The following is a 17,950-nucleotide window of genomic DNA, read 5'->3' as shown; positions in this document are numbered from 1 at the left end:
TACGGCGAGACCGGCCCGCTCGTGACAGGCCGGCCCGCGGTTTCCTTCCGTGCTGCCGGGGCTACGCCCGGGTGTTGCTGCCCCTCGCCGTGAGCGCGCACAGCATCCCCAGCACCACGGCCAGTGCGCCGATGATGATGCTGTTGAGCGCGACACCGGTGTCCGGGCTGTCGCCGACGACCCATGGAGAGATGATCATCCATGTGCCCATCGCGCAGATCGCCCAGCTCAGGCCGTACATCCTCTCCGGTGTGACGGTGAACCCGAGAGCCAGCAACGCGATCGCAATACCCATGATCAGGTTGTGGGTCACGAGGGCGGGCTGACTTGTCGTGTAGTGGAGTATCCACGGGGATACGGCGCAGTACAGACCGAGAAGGAACACCGGTCCGTCCACGAGCGCCACATCGCGACCACCGAGCATGCGGTCGTACCGAGCGCGCATTTCGGAGGCATCAGGGTGGCTGGTGATGTCACCTCTGGTGTGCGAGACGTTGGCCATGACTCGTCTCCTTCGATCTCTGCAGGCCTGACCGCGTCTGGTGAGCTGTGCGGTTAGCGCCGCTTATGCATATTCTGCACTTATTTTCTCTTTATGTGTAGAGGTGGGCGGGTCCAAGGGGGCGTGAGGGGCGAGATCCGCCGCCCTGCTCCAGGGTGCGATCGCCGCGGGAGTCGTCAGTGCTGCTCCGGCTTGTTCCGCCATCTCCAGCGCCACAGGCCGTCCGCCCGGTCGTCGTACTCGAAGCCGGGACCGAGTGGCCCCACACGTTCGTACGCCTCCTCGGTCCGCGGATCGTCCTGCCTGGCGAGACCGTAGGCGCCCGCCAGGCGCAGCAGTCGGTCGTCCTCGTCGAGCAGTGCCATGAACGCGTCGGCGACGGCCGGCGTGCGGTCGTCCGACCTGGACAGGGTGGCCGCGGCGCAGGCCCGTACGTCAGGGTCCGTGTCCCGGATCAGCGCCAGCAGCGCCTGCCGGGCTTCGGAGAAGGGAGCGATGGGATCGACGGCCGGGCCGATCGCCTCGCACACGGCGCAGCGCACCGCGGCATCGGGGTCACGCGCCAGGGTGAGCAGCGTGGTCGTGGCGGCGTCGGTGAGGACGGCGTCGTTCGTGATGAAGCAGTCGGGCACCTCGCGACGTACGCGGGGATCCGGGTGGTCGGCGTAGCGCAGGCCGAAAGCCTCCTGGTCCGGGTGTTCGTAGGTGTTGTACGTACTGAGGACCTGGGCGAGCACGGGGCTGTCCGTCTCCTCGGCTGCCCAGGCGGCCAGGAGTTGACTCTCCGCCTTCGCGTACGAGTGACGGTTGGAGCTCTCGAACAGCAGCCTGATCCGCAGGTAGGAGAGCACGAACAGCCGGTGGTCCGGCGACGGGTGGTGACGGAAGGCCACCACGGCCGACCAGGTCTCCTTGCTGCGACGAAGAGCGAGGACGAAGCGGGACGCGGACCAGTTCACGTGGTTCTCGTCGGGCGGGCGAACGGCGCGGGCCACCAGTTCGTCGACCGGGGCCAGGATGCGGAAGGCCCACTCCAACTCGGTGAGGACGGCGCCGTGCCCCGCCCGGACCGTGAGTCCGCCGAGGGACACCTGATCGACGTGGTTGTTCTCGTGGTCCTGAACCAGCAGGGTTTCCGCTGGGCCGAAGGCTCCGGTCCTGCGACGCAACTCCTCGGCCGCGCCCGTCTCGTACCAGTTCCGGGCGGCGGCGAGGAGCCCTTCCCGTTCCGCCGGCGAGAGCCGAAGCAGTGGCTGGGGGCCCAGGACCGCCGTGACCATCGCCGGAGAGCCGAGATCGACGGCCCGCAGCAGCGGCGTCGTACCGTCCGGCAGCGCTTGGTCGGGGTCCGCGCCGCCCTCCACCAGGGCCTCGGCGACCTCGGTGTCGTACGCCGCCACGGCCGAGCACAACACCGGCAGCCCGTCCCTACCCACGGCGTTGGGATCCGAGCCCTCTTCCAGTAGCGCACGCACCGCGTCCGCGTCCCCTGCCTGCGCCGCCGATACGAGTCTGTCGTCCAGGCTCTCCACGTGACTGCCGTGTCCCGGCGATTTCATCCGTCCCCCTGGTTGTGCGGCGAGTTGCTACGCGGTGAGCAGCCGGGCAATGGCGCGGCGCGCCCGCGCGGGTGTCCGCGGATCGCGATGAAGCTGGATGGACTGGTTGGCCGCCAACACCACGCCGTCGAGTTCGAAGGCCACCTGGTCCACGTCGGTGTCGGGCGGTAGTTCCCCGGCCTCGACTGCGGTGCGCAGCTCCGCCCTCACGTAGGCCGACCAGGCGGCGAGCGCTTCGAGGACCGCATCGCGGATCGGGCCGGGGCGACCGTCGAACTCGGTCGCGACGGAGGTGAGGAAGCAGCCTCCGTGGCCCTCGGCCTCGGCCATGTAGTCGACCCACTCGTCAAAGGCGCGCGTCAGCCGCCGGGTGCCCGGTTCCGCGCCGACGGCGCGCGCGGGCACGCGCAGCCGGAAGCGTTCGACCGCCGAGGCCAGCACGGCGAGTTGCAGTGCCTCCTTGCTGCCGAAGTGGCCGATCACTCCTGCCTTGCTCATCCCCAGGTCGGTCGCCAGGCGGCCGATGGTGAGACCTTCCAGTCCCTCGGAGGTGGCCAGGGCGAGGGCACTGGTGATGATCCGGTCGCGGGTGGCGGCGGTTTCGGCAACGGACTTGCGCGGGCTCATGAACTCACCTTAACCTAACGACCGTTCGCTATTAGCTCACGAACGTTCGTTATCTATATGGCGCCCGCCCTGCGGCACACCTGTCGGCGCGTGAAGGAGATTCACCATGAAGATCCACCACCTCAACTGCGGTTCTCTGCGGACGATCGACACAGCGGAGGGCAGCCTTCCCGCGATCTGCCACTGCCTCCTGGTCGAGACCGACCGCGACGGTCTCGTCCTGGTCGAAAGCGGTATCGGTACGGCCGATGTGGCACGGCCCGAGGAGAGCCTGGGGGCGGAATTCGTCGGGCGGGCCCAACCGGTTCTCGACCTGGAGGAGACCGCCGTGCACCAGGTCGTCCGCCTGGGCTTCAGCCCGCAGGACGTCCGGCACATCGTCCTGAGCCATCTCGACCTCGACCACGCCGGCGGACTGCCCGACTTCCCCTGGGCCAAGGTCCACCTGAGCGAGGCCGAGCACCGCGCGGCGATGGCGGCACCCGGGGCCCACCCCGAGGACCGCCTGCGCTACCGCCCCGCCCAGTGGGCCCACCGGCCGCACTGGGTGACCTACCCGGAACCCCGAGGAGACGCCTGGTTCGGCTTCGACGCGGTCCGCCCCTTGGAGGGAATGGACGCGGAGATCCTGCTCGTCCCCCTCGGCGGCCACACCCGGGGGCACAGCGCGATAGCCGTCGAGGACGCCGACCGGTGGCTGCTGCACTGCGGGGACGCCTACTACTTCCACCGCGAGATCGACCCCGACCGCCCGCAGGGGCACTCCGGCATGGACATACTCCAGCAGATCACCGAGGTGGACAGGCCGCTGCGGCTCGGCAACCATGCCCGTCTGCGGGAACTGGTGCGGCTGCACGGCGACGAAGTGGACGTCTTCAGCGCACACGACCCGTGGGAACTGGCGCGGTACACGGCGGACGGGGGACTGGGTGCGGACGTCGAGTGAGGAAGAGCCGACGGCGAGGCCGTCTCCGGAGACAACAGCACGGTCGTCTCCGGAGACGCGGTGGGAGCGATGGCCCCCGGAGGCGCTGATGTCGAGGCTGCCCCCGGAGCTCTGGGCAACGCCGTACGTCGGCAGGCGCTTTCCGGGGTCACCGGCCGTGGCCGAGAAGCCGGGCCTCACCGAAGGGGCCAACTGTCAGCTCTTCGCCTACGAAGTACTCCGCCACTTCGCTCTGCACGTCCCCGCATGGCGGTCGAGCGACCTGTGGGCGGACACAGGACGCACCGAGCGGGTGCGCGTCTCCCGGCCACTGGACCTGGCCCTCTTCAACGCCGGTGACGACGCCTGGGGCGCGCATGTGGGCGTGGTGGTGGGGGAGGACCAAGTCCTGCATCTCTGCGCCGAGTTGGGCCGGCCCGCCGTCTGGCGCCTGGAGGAGTTCACCCGGCGGGAACGCTACCGCACGCTGCTCGGTTTCAAGCGAGTGCTGCCCGAGGACGGGTCACGAAGCGGTGATGAGCGTACGGAGTCGTAGGCGCCGAGGTCAGCCGGGCGCTCGCTGCCCACGCACACTTCGCGAAGGCGTCGTTGGTCGGGGCCGACACGGTGATGTTCTGCGCGTTGTTCAGGGTGTCGACAAGACCGGCCTTCTTCACCGCCGTGACCGGCGTGGACAGGGCGGGGTTGTTCGAGGCCGCCGTGGCCACCGGGTCCTTGGGCATACCGACAAAGGAGCCCGCGCCACCCTTCGGCACGGAGGAACATGCCGGGCCGAAGGGCTCGTCCGTGGTCATCCGGTCGCTCTGTCGGACGACTGTTGGCGGACGGCATCGCGTCGGCCGCCTTGGTGTCCGTGCCCCGCCGTCCGAACACGCGGTCAGTGCCAGCAGTGCTGCGATGGCGAGCGCAAGAAGCGTCACCGGCGTTGGCCGGCGAGGGAGAGTGACGACCAGGTCCTGGCTGAGCCCAGGGGGCGGTTGCCAGGGCATCTCGTGGGACCGGGCGGCGCAGTGAGTCCATTGAAGGGAAGCCGACTCGGTGTGTGGCGCCTCCGGAACAGTCCTGTCCCCTGGGGACGGTGACTGCGCCTTATACCGTCACGAAAGTCGTCAGGCTCTGAGCGGGTAGCTGGCCGGTGAAAGAGCCGTTCGACACGGTGATCCTGCTCTGGGACGCGAGGTTCCTGCTTGCGTCCGTCAGCCAGGAGGACACGCCGGACGAGGCATTGTTCTGCAGGGTGAACTGCTGACTCACCTGAGAGGTCCCCTTGTTGACGGCGACGATGACCACCCGGGAACCGCTCCCCTTGTAAGCCGAGAGGTAGACGTTCGGCTGCGGGTTCGGGGTCACTGCGATCCGCACGTGCCCTGGGCGGACGTACTTGGAGAAGTGCGCCATGGCGGCACCGCGCTTGCTGATCCGCCCGTCCTCCCGCATCGGCCCGTAGCCGCGCCTGATGTACCACCACACGTACGCCTGGAACTCGGCATCCACCATCGCACGGTGGACGTGTTCTCCCACGTCCAGCGCTTGTGGCCACAGGTCGGCCGAATCGCTGCTGTTGGGGTAGTAGACCTCGGTCATCCATAGCTCCTTGCCTGCGCCCTTCTGCTTGAAGAGGGGGTAGGGGAAGTTCTGGAACGAGGTGCCGTAGAGGTGCGCCCCGAGTATGTCCAGGTTGGCGAGGGCTCCGGGGTCGTTGAGGATCGGGTCCGAGAAGCTCTTGACGTACTGGAAGGACTCCGGAGCGATGACCTTGGTACTGATCGACCCGGCGTTCTCCCGCAGGAACCTGGTCATCTCGGTCGGGGTCCACCAGGTCCAGTCGTGGGCGTAGTCGGGCTCGTTCTGCACGGAGATGGCATACAGGTTCACGCCGTTGGTCCGCATGAACGCGACGAAGTCGTTCAGGTGCTGCGCATAGGCGCCGTACATGGTGTACCGGAGCCGCTTCGCGTCGGTCTGTTGGCCGTGGACGAAGGTCTCGACCATCTGGGCGGGGGGATTCCAGGGCGATGCGAAGACCGTGGCCCCGAGCTCGATTGCCCGCTTGGCCGTAGCGACCTCACGGCTCCAGTTCGCCCTGTCCTCGGAGACGAAGATTCTCAGCACGGAGAATCCGAGCTGTCCTTCGCCGTTGCCAAACGCCGTGTCTCGCTGGGCAGACGTAAGGTCGCCGATCCAGAGCGGGTGGTTCATGCCGCCGAACCCCCGAATCGTCTGCCGGGTCGCCGACGGGTCGACCGTCACGGCGGCCGTCGCCAAGGATGGTGCTCGGGACGCTGCCACCGCTGGCGCCGCGGCCGCGAGGACCGGCAGGGCACTCATGGTCGCCAGTACGGCTCGACGACTTGGAAACTCCGTACCCGTGGTGCCGGTGACACTCCGGTGTAACGACATTGCTCCTCCTCTGGACGTGGCGCTGATGTGTGCTTCGCGTCCGCGACTCGCTGATTCGACGTCGTTCCCCTTGTGTGGCCACCTGCTTCGGCATCGCAGGCACGCGCCACCACCTGGTCATCTGCCGACCCACTGCGGCCCCGCAGGGGGGCGAAAGTTTCGTGACGTGGCCCTGGCAAGGCATCACGCGAGAGGACGGCGCACGGCTCTTCGCGCGGACGGGGACGATGCGGACAGTCCATGGAACCGACGTGCCGGATCGGGGGTGTGGGAGCGCTCCCTCCTCATCGAATGTTTCGGGGGCTGACCGATCGTGTGGCGGTGTAGGGACCGTAGGATCACCCCCCTCCGGCGTCAAGGGCTTGGGGAGTCCGCCTCCACCGGGGGCATACTCCGCCCGCCGCGTGCGGGACGCCGTCGCCGCTCTTGCGGACAGGTACGGCGCCGTCGTACCGGGAAGCCTGGAACTGAGCGTTGTACGGCCGCGGTTGCAGGGCCGACGTGGCCCTGCGCCCTCGGTGACCTCGGTGGCTTCCCCTCAGTCGCGACCGCGGGCCCGCCTGAAGCGGGCCAGCCCCTCGGACAGTTCGACGACGGGATCGGGATAGTCGAAGGCGGCACGGTCGAGACCGGCCAGCCGCCACGGCTCGTGCACGGCGGCTCCCGGGATGCCCGCGAGTTCGGGCACCCAGCGCCGCACATACGCTCCGTCCGGGTCGTGCCGCTTGGCCTGTGCAACGGGGTTGAGGACACGGTTGGGCCGGGTGTCCGTGCCGGTGCCCGCCATCCACTGCCAATTGAGTTGGTTGTCGGCCACGTCACCGTCCACCAGCAGCTCCAGGAAGTGCCGGGCTCCGACGCGCCAGTCCACGTACAGCGTCTTGGTGAGGAAGCTCGCGGTCAGCAGGCGTCCGCGGTTGTGCATCCAGCCCTCATGTCGCAGTTGGCGCATCGCGGCGTCGACGACGGGATAGCCGGTGCGGCCCTCCTTCCACGCGTCGACGTCCTCCCGGGCCGTGACCGGTGACCGCCATGTGTCGTGCTGTGTGCGGTAGTCCGCGGTGGCCGCGTCCGGGCGGGCGGCCAGCACCTGATGGTGGAAGTCACGCCAGGCGAGCTGCCGTACGAAGGCGTCGGCGCCGGGGCCGCCCACTGCGCGGGCGCGGTGCACGAGTTCCACGGGAGAGAGCGTTCCGAAGTGCAGATGCGGGGACAGCCGTGACGTGGCATCGCCGGGCAGGTCGTCGTGGTGCTCCTCGTACGATGCGATACCGCCCCGCAGCCAGTCCGTCAGCCGTCTGCGGCCCTCCGTCTCGCCCCCCTTGGCCAGCCCCGCCGACACGCCTGACACAGCCTCACGGGAGGGGATCTCCTGCGAACCGACACCCTCCGGCACCCGTACGCTCGCAGGGGCGCCGAGACCGGCCCGCAGTTGCCGCTGCGACCAGTGCCGGAAGTACGGCGTGAACACGGCGAAGTGGTCCGAGGACACCGGGGTGACGGCACCCGGAGCGAGCGCGGTGACCACCGTCTCGTGGACGAGCAGCCGGCAACCCGCAGCCTCCAGAGTGGTACGCAGCCGCTCCTCGCGGTGCTGGGCGTACATGCTCACCCCGGCCGCCATGTGCACCTCGTCGGCGTCCGCCTCGGCGACCACCTGGCCGACCTGGGTGACGAGGTCCCCGGAGCGCACCACCAGGCGTCCGCCGCGCTCGCGGAGTCCCCGGTCGAGATCGGCGAGGCAGTCGGCGAGGAACGCCAGCCGGTTCGGGGCGCCGAACCCGGACGCGGCGATGGCGTCGTCCCGTACGAAGAGGGGCACGACCTGCTCGGCACCGTCGAGAGCCGCACGCAGCGGTGGATGGTCGTGCAGGCGCAGGTCGGAGGTGAACAGGACGACGGAGGCGGTCATGGGTGACTCCGGGCGGCAGGGACGAACAGGGTGCGGCGACATGGTTGTTCGGGTCGTGGGGCGCCCGCGGATGCCGACGTCGGTGAGTCGGTTGCGGGTCACCTCGTCCGCCGCGACGCGGCCCGCGCGATATTACGGGCAATGCCGCCGAAAACCACGGCATGGAACGGTGCGACGCTCCGCCAGTACATGTGGCCCAGCAGCCCGTGCGGGTGGACAGGGCACGCTGCCGGTAACGGTTCTTGCCGCCGTCGCCGTGCTCCGCGTACATCTCCAGCCAGGCGAGTCCCGGCACCCGCATCTCCGCGCGCAACCGCAGCAGAAGACCGGGTTCGATCTCCTCGACCCGCCAGAAGTCGAGGGAGTCGCCCACCCGCAGCCGCGCGGCGTCCGCGCCGCAGGCCGACCCCGTCCGCCGGACGGTCCAGCCATCCGCGTACCCAGGCCGGCTGGAAGGAGTACCAACCGTTGTCGCCGCCGATTCCCTCGACGACCTGCCACAGCACCTCGGGTGATGCGTCAACGGTCAGTTCGCGGTTGTCGGTGCAGAGGCTGCCGCCCGCCCAGTCCGGGTCGGTGGGCAGCGGATCGCCGGGCGCATCGGGTACCGATGTATCCGGTCGCACCGGTGACCGGGCAGCGCAGCCGCGTTCCGGCGTCGTCACCGCTCATGAGCCCTTGGTGGGCGCTACGGATGCACCTGCCGCAAAGACATCGGGACGACTGATACATGTCCCGGCGGATGAGGGGCAGCCGCAAGGTATGGGCGTCGGCGATCGGAGTCGACGGAGAAGGCTGGAGGTGTCGGCCGCTATGGGCGCGAAGGTGTTGGAGCGGTTTCCTGCGGGAGCTCCGCGCGGATCGTGGCCGGCGGAGGAGTTCGCGGCGCGACGTCGCGCCGAGGGTGAGCCCGCGACGGTCGTGATGGATCTGAAGTCGGATGCGTTCCTCGTGGTGGTGCCGTCCCCCGACGAGGACTGAGAACGGGCACGGAACGGACGGAGGAGGGGGCCGAGGGGCCGAAGGAGAGGGTCAACGCGCCCCGGCCGGACGGAAGTTCGGCGCCCGACCCCGCACGGGACCGAATGCGCCCACGCACCCTAGGGGAGGGCGGCTGCTCCGACCGCCGTCCAAAGGCTTTCCTGTCGCGCCGCCGTGGAATCCGTGGTCCGCGATACGAGACCGGACGGGCTTTCCTTGACGCCTCGGACCGGCGGCTGCGACGATCTACATCATGAAGATGCGAATGGACCTCACGCGACGACGCCATGTCGATCTCGCGCGTGTCTCCAGCGCCTCCTGTTGCTTCGTGGCCTGACTCTCCGCAGCCGCCGCACCCCTTTTCCGCTCCACCGCTGCTCCCATCGGGCAGTCGTGCGTCGCGTTCTCCCACCCGAGTTCAGCGTTTGTCGCATCCGTGAATTCGGCGTACTCGCATGGCCGCAACAGGAGTTCCGCATGCCCGAGGACTCCGGGAAATGCGCCTAGTGGGTTCCCAATGCGAGTGACGGCTCACGTCTGACGCCGGAGTCGGTCCAGTCCCGCGCACGCCCGACACCTGCTCGCTCCGCCCCTCGCTCCCTTCCGCTCCGTTCGTGAAATCCGTTCCGAAAGAGGGCCCATGGCCACCGTCCTGTCCGTTTCCGGCAGCCCCTCCGTCTCCTCCCGCACCGCCAAACTGCTGCGCCACCTCGACGCTCGTCTGATAGCCCAGGGACACGAGGTGATCCCCCTCGACATCCGGACGATCCCGGCCGAGGCCCTGCTCGGCGCCGACTTCAGGCACCCCGCGATCGTCGAGGCCACCGAGCTCGTAGCCCGCGCCGACGGCGTGGTCATCGCCACGCCCGTCTACAAGGCCGCCTACTCCGGCGCGCTCAAAGCGCTGCTCGACCTTCTCCCGCAATACGCCCTCACCGGCAAGACCGTGCTGCCGCTGGCCACCGGCGGCTCGGTCGCCCATGTGCTGGCCATCGACTACGCGCTGCGCCCGGTGCTGTCCTCGATGGGCGCCGGCCACATCGTGCAGGGCTGGTTCACCCTCGACAAGGACATCACCGCGGAGGAGGACGGCAGCCTGACCGTCGCACCGGCCGCCGCCGAGGCCCTGACCCAGGTGGTCGACCATTTCTCGGCAGCCCTGGGCCGCAGGCCTGTGCTGGCCGCGGCGGTCTGACACCGTGACCGACACCGGGTTCGCCGGAATCGCCCGGTGTCCCTCGGCCTCCTGAGGGACCCATCAGCCCGTGCTCACCGCGACAGCGACCTGAGGTGCGCCGCGCGGACCTCGGCCGTCTGGCCCTGCACCAGCAGGAACATGCCCTCGCGGGACAGCCGTTGCGCCCGGCTGCCCAGATCCATGGACCGCCCGCCACCGGCCACCACGGCCGCCGTCGTCGCCGCGCGCATCACGTCGTAGGCCCGCGTCCTGCACGCCAGCCGCTCGGCGATGCGCTCGGACGGCACCGGATGGTCGGCCAGGGCGTACGCCTGCTGCCTGACCTCGTCCAGCCGTGCGCGCAGCGCGCGGGCGGTCTCCTCGGAGTCCGGGTCGCCGTCCAGCAGGTCGAGTGCCGCCGCGGCGACCCCGAACACCGCCGGTGAGGCATTGGTGCTCTTGGGCCGGTCCCCGGCCGCCCAGACGTCGTACGGGGCACGGAGGGCCACCGAGTCGTCGCTCAGCCGCAACCCGTCCAGCTCCAGCGAGACCGTCCGGGCGGCGGTCAGGGCCGCCAGCCGCATCGGCGGCGACGGGCGCAGACCGGGCTGCTGACGCGCCTCGGTGAAGGCGAACAGCACCTCGTCCGCGTCCGTCACTCCGGCGAGCAGCATCACGTCGTTCAGCCCCCAGCCGGTGTACCAGGGAACCGTCCCGTCGAAGCGCCAGCCATCGCGCTCCCGTGTGACCCGGACCGGGCGGCGCGGGTACGCCCGCAACTGCGCGTACGCCACCCCGGACAGCAACTCCCCGCGTGCCAGTGGCCCCAACAGCCGCTCCCGCACCGGCAGTTCACACGTGGCCAGAGTCGCCACCGGAGTATGGTGCTGGGTCTGCACGAACCAGGTGGAGCAGCACGCGCCGGCCAGGATCTCCGCGGTCTCCCGGGCCACCGCCGCGGGCGCCGCAGACCCGCCGTACTCCACCGGAGCGCTCACGCCCAGCAGCCCCGACCGCTTGACCGCCTCGATGCTGCTCGCGGGGATGCCCTCCTGGTCGACCTCCTCGGCGCGCGGCGCCAGCACCTCGTGCGCGAGCCTGCGCGCACGGACGACAAGAGGGTGGGGAGGGGGAAACGCGGTCCTCGCCGTGGTCATGGAAAAGAAACTCCCGGTGTCGTGGTGTCCGGTGTCGATCCGGCCGCCGCCCGTTCGTGTAGGGAATGAGAAGCGGTACGACTTCGAGGAGGACACGTCATGAAGCACTACTTGCTGAGCGTGATGCAGCCGGTCGGAGAGCCGCCTGCGCCCGAGGCCCTGGAAGAGATCATGCACAACCTCGACGTCTTCCACGCGGAGCTGCGTGCAGCGGATGCCTGGGTGTTCGCCGGAGGACTGCACGGGCCGGAGACGGCCACCGTGCTGCGCGCGCACGACGGCGACGTGCTGATCACCGACGGCCCGTACACCGAGAGCAAGGAGTACCTCGGCGGCATCTGCCTGATCAAGGCCCCCGACCTCGACGCCGCCCTCGCATGGGGCCGCAAGGCGACACTGGCGACCACGCTGCCGATCGAGGTGCGCCCGTTCATGGGCGAAGCCGAGGACGGATGACCGCGCACACCGGCAGCAGGGAAGGCATCGGCGACAACGGCGACGCTGCCATCGAGACGGCCTTCCGCGCGGAGTACGGCCGCGCGGTGGCTGTCCTCGTCCGCTTCCTCGGGGATATCGACCTCGCCGAGGAAGCGGTGCAGGACGCCTTCGCCACGGCGCTGCAGAAGTGGCCGGAGACCGGCGTGCCCCCGAGTCCGGCCGGCTGGATCATCACCACTGCACGCAACCGGGCCATCGACCGGTTGCGCCGTGAGTCCTCCCGCGAGGACCGGCACTCCGAGGCCGCCCTGCTGTACGCCCCCGATCCGTCCGCCGAGGAGGGACCCGTGCGCGACGACCGGCTCCGCCTGATCTTCACCTGCTGCCACCCCGCGCTCGCCCCTCAGGCCCAGGTCGCGCTCACCCTCCGCCTCCTCGGCGGGCTGACCACTGCGCAGATCGCGCGTGCCTTTCTGGTGCCCGAGCCCACCATGGCCCAGCGTCTGGTCAGAGCCAAGGCGAAGATCCGCGACGCCCGTATCCCCTACCGCATCCCACGCGACTCCGACCTCCCCGACCGCGTCAAAGGCGTGCTCGCCGTCGTCTACCTCATCTTCAACGAGGGCTACGGCGGCCGCGAGGACCTGTGCGCGGAGGCCGTACGCCTCGGTCGTGTCCTCGTCGAGCTCATGCCGGACGAGCCGGAGGCCCTCGGCCTGCTCGCCCTCATGCTCCTCATCGAGTCGCGACGCCCCGCCCGTGAGACCCCGGACGGTGCGCTGGTCCTCCTCACCGACCAGGACCGCGCCCGGTGGGACCGCGAACTGGTGGCCGAGGGCCAAGCCCTGGTACGGCGATGCCTGCGCCGCAACAGGCCCGGGCCCTACCAGATCCAGGCCGCGATCAACGCCGTCCACAGCGACGCACCCGACGCGGCAGCGACCGACTGGGGCCAGATCCTGACGCTCTACGACCAGCTGATGTACTGCGCCCCGAGCCCGGTGGTCGCCCTCAACCGAGCGGTGGCCGTTGCCGAGACCGACGGCCCGGAACCGGCCCTGTTGCTCGTCGAGGCGCTCGACCTGGACGGCTACCAGGCCTTTCACGCAGTACGGGCGGACCTGCTGCGGCGGCTGGGGCGCGGCACCGAAGCCGTACGGGCCTACGAATCAGCCCTCGCACTCACCGAGAGCGCGGCCGAGCGCGCGTATCTGGAGCGCCGCCGGGCGGAACTGGCCCCGGAGTGAGCCCCTCCCCGGTGCGGGAGGCCGGTGGAACCTGGGGGAGACTGCGGATCGATTCGCTGGGTACGAGCAGCAGTGCGACACCGTGCGCAGCGACGCGTACGACACACGACGCACAGCAAGCGCACGGATCGGCTTCCGAGAGAGACCCGCATGATCGAACCCTTGGACGGAGCGGTGATACCTACTGACTTCGACATGTCCGTGGAACCGCTGCGGCAGGCGGCCCACTACACCGGAGAGCCCGGGTCCATCGCCGAGGCCCGGGACTTCGCCGCGCTGTTCCTGGAGCGGCTGCGGTCCGAGTGGTGCGCGTCCGTCGACGCCCGCGCGGAAGGGGACCTGCTGTTGGTGGTGAGTGAACTGGTCACCAACGCCGACCGCCACAGCCACGGCCCCTACATCCTTGAACTGGAGGGTACCGACGCCGCGGTGGGCGTCACGGTCTGCGACAGCAGCGCCGCCCTGCCCAGACGCTATCCCCAGGATCCCGGACGCGTCGGCGGGCACGGACTGGAGATAGTCCACGTCCTGGCGACCACGGTGACCGCGTGGCGCGTGCCGGTCGGCAAGTGCGTCCGGGCCGTCGTCGACCTGCCGAAACAACGGGTGGATCCTTGAACGTGTGAATGCCGGGCACCAGGGAGAAGGACGGCACGGGTCCCGCCGACCGGGGGACCGGCGTCGATACGGAGGGGTGGGCGCGGTGACCGCGGAACACACGGCTTGGCTGCGACGAGGCGGGCACCCCGGCAGACGGGTCGCCGGTGCGCTGGGGGAGGGACGGGCCGGGGCGCCCGGATGGCGTCGGACCGTCACGGGCGGCCTCGTGTGGGGTGTCGCCGCAGCCCTGCTCGGCGCGACCGGGCAGCGGACCGCCCGCAGGGCGGCGCTGCGCGGCATCGGCGCCGTGGCCATCGCATCGGCGGTGACCCGCACCCTCACGAGCCCCACCGCGAGCCGGGCACAGCCCGTGCGCCCCGCCGGGTACGCCGCGTCGGCCGCCGCCTTCGCCGCCGGCGTCCTCCTGGAGGCGCCCCGGTACGGCCTTGCGGTGGCCCCGGCCGCCGCGGCACTGACTGCGGCCCGCATACGATCCGGTGTCCGTCCTCCCGGCGACGTGGCGGTCGGAACCGCGATCGGCATCGGCGCCGCCGCGCTGACCGCTCGGTGGTGGCCGGTCAAACCGGAGACGGCGGCCGCCGCGGCGCCGCCCCGACGGCCCGCGCCCGCACTGCCCGACGGCGACGGCCTCCATGTCGTCGTCAACCCGTCGTCCGGCGTCTCGTGGAGCGCCGACGCGGACGACCCCGCGGCCCGGTTGCGCGCCCTGCTCCCCAAAGCGGAGGTCGAGGTGCCGGACGAGGGCCAGGACCTGCCGGAACTGCTCGAACGGGCCGCGCGGCAGGCCAAGAAGGAGGGCGGCGCGCTCGGCGCGTGCGGCGGCGACGGCACGATCAACGCCGCGACGGACATGGCCGCACGGTACGGCGTGCCGCTCGCGGTGTTTCCCGGCGGCACCTTCAACCACTTCGCAGTGGACCTCGGAAACCAGACTCCGGAGGACGTCGCGCGAGCCGTCCGGGACGGAGACGCGATCGTCGCCGACGTCGGCCGGGCACGCTCTCCGGACGGCTCCGAGCAGCTGTTCCTCAACACGTTCAGCCTGGGCGTCTACTCCGAACTGGTCCGCGCCCGGGGACAGTTGGAGAAGCGGATCGGCAAGTGGCCCGCCCTCGTGGTCGGACTGGTGCGGGTGCTCGCAAAGGGCAGCCCCGTCAGCGTCCGAGTGAACGGCCGGTCCAGGCGCCTTTGGCTGCTGTTCGCGGGCAACGGCATCTACCACCCGGCCGGCTTCGCCCCCACGTACCGTACCCAGCTCGACGACGGTCTGCTCGACGTGCGTGCCGTCGACGGCGGCACCCCACTGGCCCGGACACGTCTGCTGCTCGCGGTGCTCACCGGCACGCTGCACAACTCGCGCGTTCTGACCACCGCACAGGTCCGCAGCCTCCGCCTCGACGTCCTGGACGGCGACCCACGGTTCGCCTACGACGGCGAGGTGACCGCGACGCCCGCACCCCGGCTCGTCCTCGACAAGCGGACCCGGGCGGTGACGCTGTACCGCCCCTCGGAGGAGGACCAGTGGCTGCGCTGAGGAGGCAGACCCGACCGAGGGGTGTGGATCTTACGAGGTTCTGAAGTTGCCCGGAATCACGTGCGCCTCGCACGCCTCTCAGGGCACTCTGGTTGCGTCGGCCGGTCGATGCGGCCGGCGGATGTTGCCACGGTGCAAGGGAAAGCGGCCGCCGCGGCCTGACGCCCCGGACGAGGAGTCCGGGGCGTCACGCGTGGCCGCGATCCGGAGGGCGCTCAGGCGCTTTCGACCCGTTGCATGTCGGCGAGCATGCCGTCACGAAGCTGTTCGATGATCCGCTTGATCAGCCGCGAGACATGCATCTGGGAGCACCCCAGCCGTTCACCGATGTCCGCCTGCGTGGCTTCCTCGACGAACCGCAGGTGGATGATCCGCCGGTCGCGTTCGCCCAGCTCCGCGACCAGGGGAGCGAGGGTGTGGAAGTCCTCGACCAGGCGCATGCCGTCGTCCTCCTCGCCGATGAAGTCCGCGAGTGCGGCCTCCCCCTCCTGGTCCGCGGACAGCGTGGCGTCCAGGGAGGCGGAGGTGTAGCCGTTGGCGGCGATCTGCGCCTCCGTCACCTCGTCCTCGGACAGGTTCATCAGGGTGGCGAGTTCGGCGGTGCTGGGCTCGCGGTCCAGACGGCTGGACAACTCCTCGCGGGCCTTGGCCAGTTCGACGCGGAGTTCCTGGAGGCGGCGCGGTACGTGGACCGCCCAGGTGGTGTCACGGAAGAAGCGCTTGATCTCGCCGACGATGTACGGCACCGCGAAGGAGGTGAACTCGACCTCGCGTGAGATCTCGAACCGGTCGATGGCCTTGATGAGGCCGATCATGCCGACCTGGACGATGTCCTCCATGTCGTCCCCGCGATTGCGGAAGCGGCCCGCGGCGAACCGCACCAGCGACATGTTCATCTCGATGAGGGTGTTGCGGGCGTACTGGAACTCCTCGGTTCCTTCTTCGAGTTCGCTCAGCCGCTGGAAGAACCGGCGGGACAGCTCCCGCGCGTCACGAGGTGCCACCGCTCGGGGATTCACTACATCGGGGAGCGGGTCCTTGCCTGTCACGGTCCGGGTCTCCTCGTCGTTGACCATTGACCAGCTCATGGCGGTGTCCACTCCCTTTCCGACGGAACTCTCAGTTCGGGTTGTTGGGCGTCGTGCAGGCATCGTGGTTCGGCGGATACCCGGAAATCGCTCACTCATGTGCATCCGCGCGCGGAACTCACGTACACGCGAGCTCTGTTGAGTGCGTCACGGCCAGGTCAGCACCTCCGCCGCCGCTCCGCAGATGTGGAAGCGGAGAAGGAGTCGAGCGATCGGTGGTCATACTGCGGGAGTCGGCGGGTAGCCGGAAGGTATAGCGATCTACGCAGAAAGCACCCAAATCTTCCGAGTTAGGCATATCGCGCCATGAGCATCCCACTCAGGCAGTACGGAGCCGATGACCGGGCGCCGGACGGGCGCACTCCGCGGCGTTGCCGCGTCCTGTGGGACCGCGGTGCCGCATCCCCGGCGGAGGGGCGCAGGGCGGCGTCGGGTTTCCTGTCCGAGCTCCAGAAGTCAGGCCACGCGGCCCTGCCGGACCGGGTCGTCGGCGACGTCCGGCTGGTGGTCAGCGAACTCGTCACCAACGCGCTGCGGCACGCACCGGGCGCCTGCGCCCTCCAGGTCGACCTGTCCCGGGACGGCCGGGCGGTGCGCGTCGCCGTCCAGGATCCGTCCTCCCGCGCGCCCAGGATCCAGCCGCCGGACGCGCGCCGGATCGGCGGCCACGGACTGGAGCTCGTCCGCGCCGTCAGCCGGTCCGTCACTGTGCGACCCTCTCCGTACGGCAAGCAGGTCACCGCCGAGATCGCCCTCTCGCAGCCCACCGACACCGATGCCGCGCCCGGCTAGGGACGGGTGTGCGGACGCCGATTCGGGATATGTGGGGGACAACCGCGAAGGAGTCCGCGGCGAAGGCACGTGACGGACGGGAGAGCACGTCGTGAGTATCGACAGACCATGGTCCTTCGCCCCGCAGAGCGGTCACACGGAGGGCCAGTCCCTCACCGGGTTCACGGTCGAGGCGACCGACGGGACGATCGGCCAGGTGGACCGGCACGCCGACGAGGCGGGAATGCGGCACCTGGTCGTCGACACGGGGATCTGGGTCTTCGGCAAGAGCGTGCTGATTCCGGCGGGCATCGTCACGGGGATCGACGCACAGGCGCGCAGGATCACCCTCTCGTGCACCAAAGAGGCAGTGAAGAAGGCTCCCCCTTTCCGGACGGACAGCGAGACGCGGGACCCCGCGTACCTGGGCCGAGTCGCCGCTTACTACCGAGGGCTGCCACGGGACCGGGCCGTGTGAGTCGCATGATCGCCGCGGCTCTTCTCGTGTCGCCCGCCTCACCAGGGCAGGAAGGCGTGTACGTCCTTGCCGTCCGGGCGGACGACCACGCTCACCTGGGTGCACAGCGCGTGGACGAGGTGCCAGCCGATGCCACCGCCGCCCTTGCCCGGGCGGAAGGGCCGCGGCGCGGGACGCGTCGTGCTGGTGTCGTGCAGCGTCACGTGGACGCCGTCGAAAGTGGGACGCATGTGCAGGGTGAAGGGGCCCGGGGCGTACTGGACGGCGTTGGCGGCCAGCTCGTTGACGACCAGCAGGACGTCGTACCAGGAATCCGGGCTCGTGGGCGGCGAGGCGCGCGCCATCGCACCCAGGAACCCCTCCGCGGCCAGGCGCGCCTGCGTCACGTGCCGTAGCGCGCCGTCGAAGGCTGCACTGAGGCTTCCTACTTCCTCCTCGGCCGACAACGCGTCCTCCGGACGCGGATCGGTGGTCATCTGGCCGTTCCTCCGCTCTCGTACGGATGGATCCTC

At 70.0% G+C, this 17,950-nt stretch carries 19 protein-coding genes and 2 pseudogenes; 11 read left to right on the top strand and 10 right to left on the bottom strand.

Annotated features, from left to right (window positions below; all coding sequences use genetic code 11):
• Positions 1–61 precede the first annotated feature (61 nt).
• The 3 genes from ACN6LB_RS19505 to ACN6LB_RS19495 all read right to left on the bottom strand — a co-directional run bounded on the left by ACN6LB_RS19505 (position 62) and on the right by ACN6LB_RS19495 (position 2,688).
• The gene (locus ACN6LB_RS19505; protein WP_445027034.1) at positions 62–502 is read right to left on the bottom strand and encodes an SPW repeat protein; all 441 of its coding nucleotides are present in this window, start codon (positions 500–502) and stop codon (positions 62–64) included.
• Positions 503–678: 176 nt separating this feature from the next.
• Positions 679–2,061, bottom strand: coding sequence for a HEAT repeat domain-containing protein (locus ACN6LB_RS19500; RefSeq protein WP_445027033.1), 1,383 nt, complete (start codon positions 2,059–2,061; stop codon positions 679–681).
• 27 nt (positions 2,062–2,088) lie between these two features.
• On the bottom strand, positions 2,089–2,688 hold the full coding sequence (locus tag ACN6LB_RS19495; RefSeq protein WP_445027032.1) for a TetR/AcrR family transcriptional regulator: 600 nt from the start codon (positions 2,686–2,688) through the stop codon (positions 2,089–2,091).
• A gap of 106 nt (positions 2,689–2,794) precedes the next feature.
• Here ACN6LB_RS19495 and ACN6LB_RS19490 point away from each other — a divergent pair, with 106 nt between their 5' ends.
• Positions 2,795–3,634: an MBL fold metallo-hydrolase gene (locus ACN6LB_RS19490; protein WP_445027031.1), complete on the top strand. Its 840-nt coding sequence runs from the start codon at positions 2,795–2,797 to the stop codon at positions 3,632–3,634.
• Positions 3,635–3,722: 88 nt separating this feature from the next.
• A complete protein-coding gene (locus ACN6LB_RS19485; RefSeq protein ID WP_445027030.1) occupies positions 3,723–4,169 on the top strand; it encodes a hydrolase in 447 nt (148 codons plus the stop codon).
• Positions 4,170–4,173: 4 nt separating this feature from the next.
• On the opposite strand, the pseudogene ACN6LB_RS19480 reads toward ACN6LB_RS19485, so the two are convergent.
• The 4 genes and pseudogenes from ACN6LB_RS19480 to ACN6LB_RS19465 form a co-directional block, all read right to left on the bottom strand.
• Positions 4,174–4,554 (bottom strand): annotated as a pseudogene (locus tag ACN6LB_RS19480) (fasciclin domain-containing protein); the annotation flags it as partial.
• 169 nt (positions 4,555–4,723) lie between these two features.
• On the bottom strand, positions 4,724–6,034 hold the full coding sequence (locus ACN6LB_RS19475; protein ID WP_445027029.1) for a glucuronoxylanase: 1,311 nt from the start codon (positions 6,032–6,034) through the stop codon (positions 4,724–4,726).
• A 538-nt stretch (positions 6,035–6,572) separates the two neighbouring features.
• Positions 6,573–7,946, bottom strand: a complete 1,374-nt coding sequence (locus ACN6LB_RS19470) for a cryptochrome/photolyase family protein (protein WP_445027028.1) — start codon at positions 7,944–7,946, stop codon at positions 6,573–6,575.
• A gap of 98 nt (positions 7,947–8,044) precedes the next feature.
• A pseudogene (locus ACN6LB_RS19465) lies at positions 8,045–8,557 on the bottom strand (DUF2867 domain-containing protein); the annotation flags it as partial.
• Between the two features lie 202 nt (positions 8,558–8,759).
• On the opposite strand from ACN6LB_RS19465, the gene ACN6LB_RS19460 reads away from it, so the two are divergent.
• The 3 genes from ACN6LB_RS19460 (at position 8,760) to ssuE (ending at position 10,122) form a co-directional block, all read left to right on the top strand.
• A complete protein-coding gene (locus ACN6LB_RS19460; protein ID WP_356144283.1) occupies positions 8,760–8,927 on the top strand; it encodes a hypothetical protein in 168 nt (55 codons plus the stop codon).
• 253 nt (positions 8,928–9,180) lie between these two features.
• Positions 9,181–9,264: a putative leader peptide gene (locus tag ACN6LB_RS19455; protein WP_356144315.1), complete on the top strand. Its 84-nt coding sequence runs from the start codon at positions 9,181–9,183 to the stop codon at positions 9,262–9,264.
• A gap of 303 nt (positions 9,265–9,567) precedes the next feature.
• Positions 9,568–10,122, top strand: a complete 555-nt coding sequence (gene ssuE, locus ACN6LB_RS19450) for an NADPH-dependent FMN reductase (protein ID WP_356144281.1) — start codon at positions 9,568–9,570, stop codon at positions 10,120–10,122.
• 74 nt (positions 10,123–10,196) lie between these two features.
• Here the strand turns inward: ssuE and ACN6LB_RS19445 are convergent, their stop codons facing one another.
• The gene (locus tag ACN6LB_RS19445) at positions 10,197–11,261 is read right to left on the bottom strand and encodes an acyl-CoA dehydrogenase family protein (RefSeq protein ID WP_445027027.1); all 1,065 of its coding nucleotides are present in this window, start codon (positions 11,259–11,261) and stop codon (positions 10,197–10,199) included.
• 99 nt (positions 11,262–11,360) lie between these two features.
• On the opposite strand from ACN6LB_RS19445, the gene ACN6LB_RS19440 reads away from it, so the two are divergent.
• The 4 genes from ACN6LB_RS19440 to ACN6LB_RS19425 all read left to right on the top strand — a co-directional run bounded on the left by ACN6LB_RS19440 (position 11,361) and on the right by ACN6LB_RS19425 (position 15,101).
• Positions 11,361–11,717: a YciI family protein gene (locus tag ACN6LB_RS19440; protein WP_356144277.1), complete on the top strand. Its 357-nt coding sequence runs from the start codon at positions 11,361–11,363 to the stop codon at positions 11,715–11,717.
• On the top strand, positions 11,714–12,946 hold the full coding sequence (locus ACN6LB_RS19435; protein ID WP_445027026.1) for an RNA polymerase sigma factor: 1,233 nt from the start codon (positions 11,714–11,716) through the stop codon (positions 12,944–12,946). Before ACN6LB_RS19440 ends, ACN6LB_RS19435 begins: the two co-directional genes overlap by 4 nt.
• Positions 12,947–13,096: 150 nt before the next feature.
• A complete protein-coding gene (locus ACN6LB_RS19430) occupies positions 13,097–13,564 on the top strand; it encodes an ATP-binding protein (protein WP_356144273.1) in 468 nt (155 codons plus the stop codon).
• Between the two features lie 85 nt (positions 13,565–13,649).
• Positions 13,650–15,101 (top strand): diacylglycerol/lipid kinase family protein, encoded by a 1,452-nt coding sequence (locus tag ACN6LB_RS19425; protein WP_445027025.1) that lies wholly within the window; start codon positions 13,650–13,652, stop codon positions 15,099–15,101.
• A gap of 215 nt (positions 15,102–15,316) precedes the next feature.
• On the opposite strand, the gene ACN6LB_RS19420 is transcribed toward ACN6LB_RS19425, so the two are convergent.
• Entirely contained in the window at positions 15,317–16,189 is an 873-nt protein-coding gene (locus ACN6LB_RS19420; RefSeq protein ID WP_445027024.1) for an RNA polymerase sigma factor SigF, read from the bottom strand.
• A gap of 306 nt (positions 16,190–16,495) precedes the next feature.
• Between ACN6LB_RS19420 and ACN6LB_RS19415 the strand changes: the two genes are divergently transcribed.
• Together ACN6LB_RS19415 and ACN6LB_RS19410 are read left to right on the top strand one after the other, a co-directional pair.
• The gene (locus ACN6LB_RS19415) at positions 16,496–16,981 is read left to right on the top strand and encodes an ATP-binding protein (protein WP_445027023.1); all 486 of its coding nucleotides are present in this window, start codon (positions 16,496–16,498) and stop codon (positions 16,979–16,981) included.
• A gap of 91 nt (positions 16,982–17,072) precedes the next feature.
• A complete protein-coding gene (locus ACN6LB_RS19410) occupies positions 17,073–17,438 on the top strand; it encodes a PRC-barrel domain containing protein (protein WP_445027022.1) in 366 nt (121 codons plus the stop codon).
• A gap of 38 nt (positions 17,439–17,476) precedes the next feature.
• Here the strand turns inward: ACN6LB_RS19410 and ACN6LB_RS19405 are convergent, their stop codons facing one another.
• On the bottom strand, positions 17,477–17,914 hold the full coding sequence (locus ACN6LB_RS19405; protein ID WP_445027021.1) for an ATP-binding protein: 438 nt from the start codon (positions 17,912–17,914) through the stop codon (positions 17,477–17,479).
• Positions 17,915–17,950 lie beyond the last annotated feature (36 nt).

The sequence above is a fragment of the Streptomyces sp. SAS_270 genome (assembly GCF_052543295.1).
Note: the sequence above shows the minus strand (reverse complement) of the source record. Positions and strands in the feature narration are given on the sequence as shown.